Below are 5,584 nucleotides of genomic sequence, written 5' to 3'. Positions count from 1 at the left end.
AACCGACAGGCATGTAAAAAGCCCCCGACATCAGTCGGGGGCTTCGGAATGGGTGTTTGGCGGTGACCTACTTTCACATGGAAGAACCACACTATCATCGGCGCTGAGTCGTTTCACGGTCCTGTTCGGGATGGGAAGGCGTGGGACCAACTCGCTATGGCCGCCAAACTTAAACTGTTACAAATCGGTAAAGCCTTAATCAATTATTGGTGATGACTGAATCAGTCAGTAAGCTTTTATCTTTGAAGTTCTTCAAATGATAGAGTCAAGCCTCACGAGCAATTAGTATGGGTTAGCTTCACGCGTTACCGCGCTTCCACACCCCACCTATCAACGTCCTGGTCTCGAACGACTCTTTAGTGTGGTTAAACCACAAGGGAAGTCTCATCTTCAGGCGAGTTTCGCGCTTAGATGCTTTCAGCGCTTATCTCTTCCGAACTTAGCTACCCGGCTATGCAACTGGCGTTACAACCGGTACACCAGAGGTTCGTCCACTCCGGTCCTCTCGTACTAGGAGCAGCCCCCGTCAAACTTCCAACGCCCACTGCAGATAGGGACCAAACTGTCTCACGACGTTTTAAACCCAGCTCACGTACCACTTTAAATGGCGAACAGCCATACCCTTGGGACCGACTACAGCCCCAGGATGTGATGAGCCGACATCGAGGTGCCAAACTCCGCCGTCGATATGAACTCTTGGGCGGAATCAGCCTGTTATCCCCGGAGTACCTTTTATCCGTTGAGCGATGGCCCTTCCATACAGAACCACCGGATCACTATGTCCTGCTTTCGCACCTGCTCGACTTGTCGGTCTCGCAGTTAAGCTACCTTTTGCCATTGCACTATCAGTCCGATTTCCGACCGGACCTAGGTAACCTTCGAACTCCTCCGTTACTCTTTGGGAGGAGACCGCCCCAGTCAAACTGCCTACCATGCACGGTCCCCGACCCGGATTACGGGTCTGGGTTAGAACCTCAAAGACACCAGGGTGGTATTTCAAGGACGGCTCCACAGAGACTGGCGTCTCTGCTTCAAAGCCTCCCACCTATCCTACACAAGTGACTTCAAAGTCCAATGCAAAGCTACAGTAAAGGTTCACGGGGTCTTTCCGTCTAGCAGCGGGTAGATTGCATCTTCACAACCACTTCAACTTCGCTGAGTCTCAGGAGGAGACAGTGTGGCCATCGTTACGCCATTCGTGCGGGTCGGAACTTACCCGACAAGGAATTTCGCTACCTTAGGACCGTTATAGTTACGGCCGCCGTTTACTGGGGCTTCGATCCGATGCTTGCACATCTTCAATTAACCTTCCAGCACCGGGCAGGCGTCACACCCTATACGTCCACTTTCGTGTTAGCAGAGTGCTGTGTTTTTAATAAACAGTCGCAGCCACCTATTCTCTGCGACCCTCCAGGGCTTACGGAGCAAGTCCTTAACCTTAGAGGGCATACCTTCTCCCGAAGTTACGGTATCAATTTGCCGAGTTCCTTCTCCTGAGTTCTCTCAAGCGCCTTAGAATTCTCATCCTGCCCACCTGTGTCGGTTTGCGGTACGGTTCAATTCAAACTGAAGCTTAGTGGCTTTTCCTGGAAGCGTGGTATCGGTTACTTCATGTCCGTAGACACTCGTCATCGCTTCTCGGTGTTAAGAAGACCCGGATTTGCCTAAGTCTTCCACCTACCGGCTTAAACAAGCTATTCCAACAGCTTGCTAACCTAACCTTCTCCGTCCCCACATCGCATTTGAATCAAGTACAGGAATATTAACCTGTTTCCCATCGACTACGCATTTCTGCCTCGCCTTAGGGGCCGACTCACCCTACGCCGATGAACGTTGCGTAGGAAACCTTGGGCTTTCGGCGAGCGGGCTTTTCACCCGCTTTATCGCTACTCATGTCAACATTCGCACTTCTGATACCTCCAGCACACTTTACAATGCACCTTCATCGGCCTACAGAACGCTCCCCTACCATGCCAGTAAACTGGCATCCGCAGCTTCGGTTATAGATTTGAGCCCCGTTACATCTTCCGCGCAGGACGACTCGACCAGTGAGCTATTACGCTTTCTTTAAATGATGGCTGCTTCTAAGCCAACATCCTGGCTGTCTGGGCCTTCCCACTTCGTTTACCACTTAATCTATCATTTGGGACCTTAGCTGGCGGTCTGGGTTGTTTCCCTCTTGACAACGGACGTTAGCACCCGCTGTCTGTCTCCCGAGGAACCACTTGATGGTATTCTTAGTTTGCCATGGGTTGGTAAGTTGCAATAACCCCCTAGCCATAACAGTGCTTTACCCCCATCAGTGTCTTGCTCGAGGCACTACCTAAATAGTTTTCGGGGAGAACCAGCTATCTCCGAGTTTGTTTAGCCTTTCACCCCTATCCACAGCTCATCCCCGCATTTTGCAACATGCGTGGGTTCGGTCCTCCAGTACCTGTTACGGCACCTTCAACCTGGCCATGGATAGATCACTCGGTTTCGGGTCTACACCCAGCAACTGTTCGCCCTATTAAGACTCGGTTTCCCTACGCCTCCCCTATTCGGTTAAGCTCGCTACTGAATGTAAGTCGTTGACCCATTATACAAAAGGTACGCAGTCACACCACAAGGGTGCTCCCACTGTTTGTATGCATCAGGTTTCAGGTTCTATTTCACTCCCCTCCCGGGGTTCTTTTCGCCTTTCCCTCACGGTACTGGTTCACTATCGGTCGATGATGAGTATTTAGCCTTGGAGGATGGTCCCCCCATATTCAGACAGGATTTCACGTGTCCCGCCCTACTTTTCGTACGCTTAGTACCACTGTTGAGATTTCGAATACGGGACTATCACCCACTATGGTCAAGCTTCCCAGCTTGTTCTTCTATCTCGACAGTTATCACGTACAGGCTCCTCCGCGTTCGCTCGCCACTACTTGCGGAATCTCGGTTGATTTCTTTTCCTCCGGGTACTTAGATGGTTCAGTTCTCCGGGTTCGCTTCGCTTATCCTATGTATTCAGATAAGGATACCTCCTAAGAGGTGGGTTTCCCCATTCGGATACCGCGGGATCATAGCTTTATTGCCAGCTCCCCCGCGCTTTTCGCAGGCTTACACGTCCTTCGTCGCCTATCATCGCCAAGGCATCCACCTGATGCACTTATTCACTTGACTCTATCATTTCAAGAACCTCTTTGACTTCGTTTGCCTACCCGTTGACTAGGGAAGCAAACTTGAAATTCCTACTTTGATAAAGCTTACTGCTTTGTTGTGTCTTAATCCTGCCTTTTGTGTTTCAGGATTAAGTCGATACAATCATCACCCAAATACTGTGTTTATTTTCTTTTCTCTTGCGAGAGATTTTTATCCTTTACAAAGAACAAAAAATCAAAATAAACTCATTGTCTTTGTTTGTTGATTTCGGCTTTCCAATTTGTTAAAGATCGATGCGTCGATATTTCACTTCGCAAATCAAAATAAGCTGCTGAGTATAGCAGGCTTCCTTTGATTTGTAAAGTTCTTGGTGGAGGCAAACGGGATCGAACCGATGACCCCCTGCTTGCAAAGCAGGTGCTCTACCAACTGAGCTATGCCCCCGTTCTTGGTGGGTCTGGGAGGACTTGAACCTCCGACCCCACGCTTATCAAGCGTGTGCTCTAACCAGCTGAGCTACAAACCCGGATTCTCTTCTTAAGCGAATCTTGTCTTCACTCAAGCTTTTCTCTTCCGCATCTTTTACAGTTTACCGATAAGTGTGAATGCATCAGACCTCTTCTTTCTCTAGAAAGGAGGTGATCCAGCCGCAGGTTCCCCTACGGCTACCTTGTTACGACTTCACCCCAGTCATGAAGCATACCGTGGTAAGCGGGCTCCTTGCGGTTACCCTACCTACTTCTGGTATCCCCCACTCCCATGGTGTGACGGGCGGTGTGTACAAGACCCGGGAACGTATTCACCGCAGTATGCTGACCTGCGATTACTAGCGATTCCGACTTCATGCACTCGAGTTGCAGAGTGCAATCCGGACTACGATCGGTTTTGTGAGATTGGCTCCACCTCGCGGCTTGGCTACCCTCTGTACCGACCATTGTATGACGTGTGAAGCCCTGGTCATAAGGGCCATGAGGACTTGACGTCATCCCCACCTTCCTCCGGCTTGTCACCGGCAGTCTCATTAGAGTGCCCAACTAAATGATGGCAACTAATGACAAGGGTTGCGCTCGTTGCGGGACTTAACCCAACATCTCACGACACGAGCTGACGACAGCCATGCAGCACCTGTGTTACGGCTCCCGAAGGCACTCCTCCGTCTCTGGAGGATTCCGTACATGTCAAGACCAGGTAAGGTTCTTCGCGTTGCATCGAATTAATCCACATCATCCACCGCTTGTGCGGGTCCCCGTCAATTCCTTTGAGTTTTAATCTTGCGACCGTACTCCCCAGGCGGTCAATTTCACGCGTTAGCTACGCTACTAAGCAATCAAGTTGCCCAACAGCTAATTGACATCGTTTAGGGCGTGGACTACCAGGGTATCTAATCCTGTTTGCTACCCACGCTTTCGAGCATGAACGTCAGTGTTATCCCAGGAGGCTGCCTTCGCCATCGGTATTCCTCCACATCTCTACGCATTTCACTGCTACACGTGGAATTCTACCTCCCTCTGACACACTCTAGTCACCCAGTTCAGAACGCAGTTCCCAGGTTGAGCCCGGGGATTTCACATCCTGCTTAAGTAACCGTCTGCGCTCGCTTTACGCCCAGTAATTCCGATTAACGCTCGCACCCTACGTATTACCGCGGCTGCTGGCACGTAGTTAGCCGGTGCTTATTCTTCAGGTACCGTCATCAGCTGTCGATATTAGCAACAGCCTTTTCTTCCCTGACAAAAGTCCTTTACAACCCGAAGGCCTTCTTCAGACACGCGGCATGGCTGGATCAGGCTTGCGCCCATTGTCCAAAATTCCCCACTGCTGCCTCCCGTAGGAGTCTGGGCCGTGTCTCAGTCCCAGTGTGGCGGATCATCCTCTCAGACCCGCTACTGATCGTCGCCTTGGTAGGCCTTTACCCCACCAACTAGCTAATCAGATATCGGCCGCTCGAATAACGCAAGGCCCGAAGGTCCCCTGCTTTCCTCCTCAGAGAATATGCGGTATTAGCTAATCTTTCGATTAGTTATCCCCCATTACTCGGTACGTTCCGATATGTTACTCACCCGTTCGCCACTCGCCACCCAAGAAGCAAGCTTCTCTGTGCTGCCGTCCGACTTGCATGTGTAAAGCATGCCGCCAGCGTTCAATCTGAGCCAGGATCAAACTCTTATGTTCAATCTCTAACTTATAACTTCTGGTCTGCTTCAAAGAAACCGACAGGACAATGTCTAAAACATCATCTTGTCTGTCTTTCAAACAGTGTGAGGCCTAATGCACTCACACTTATCGGTAATCTGTTTTTTAAAGAGCGAATCGAATTATACAGTACATTTAGCAAATGTCAACTAAAATTATCGAAAATTTCAACTAACTGTGTTATACTGTCTGCTTCGTTTTCTTCACCGCGTCAGCAGCGAAGAACCGAACTATACGCCTCCCAACAAAACCCGTCAACACC

The 5,584-nt window shown here is 50.1% G+C and carries 2 tRNA genes and 3 rRNA genes; all 5 read right to left on the bottom strand.

The window, feature by feature from the left end:
* Positions 1 to 54 precede the first annotated feature (54 nt).
* Positions 55 to 168 (bottom strand): 5S ribosomal RNA (rrf, locus tag HMPREF2608_RS00680).
* A 93-nt stretch (positions 169 to 261) separates the two neighbouring features.
* A 23S ribosomal RNA gene (locus HMPREF2608_RS00675) occupies positions 262 to 3,150 on the bottom strand.
* A gap of 347 nt (positions 3,151 to 3,497) precedes the next feature.
* Positions 3,498 to 3,573: transfer RNA gene (locus HMPREF2608_RS00670), tRNA-Ala, on the bottom strand.
* 5 nt (positions 3,574 to 3,578) lie between these two features.
* Positions 3,579 to 3,655 (bottom strand) — tRNA-Ile (locus tag HMPREF2608_RS00665).
* 105 nt (positions 3,656 to 3,760) lie between these two features.
* Positions 3,761 to 5,301: ribosomal RNA gene (locus HMPREF2608_RS00660) — 16S ribosomal RNA — on the bottom strand.
* Together the 16S, 23S and 5S rRNA genes with 2 tRNA genes alongside form the textbook arrangement of a ribosomal RNA operon.
* Positions 5,302 to 5,584 lie beyond the last annotated feature (283 nt).

The organism is Neisseria sp. HMSC064D07 (assembly GCF_001837185.1).
Classification (GTDB): Bacteria; Pseudomonadota; Gammaproteobacteria; order Burkholderiales; family Neisseriaceae; genus Neisseria; species Neisseria flavescens_C.
This window is presented reverse-complemented; position numbering and strand designations above follow the sequence as displayed.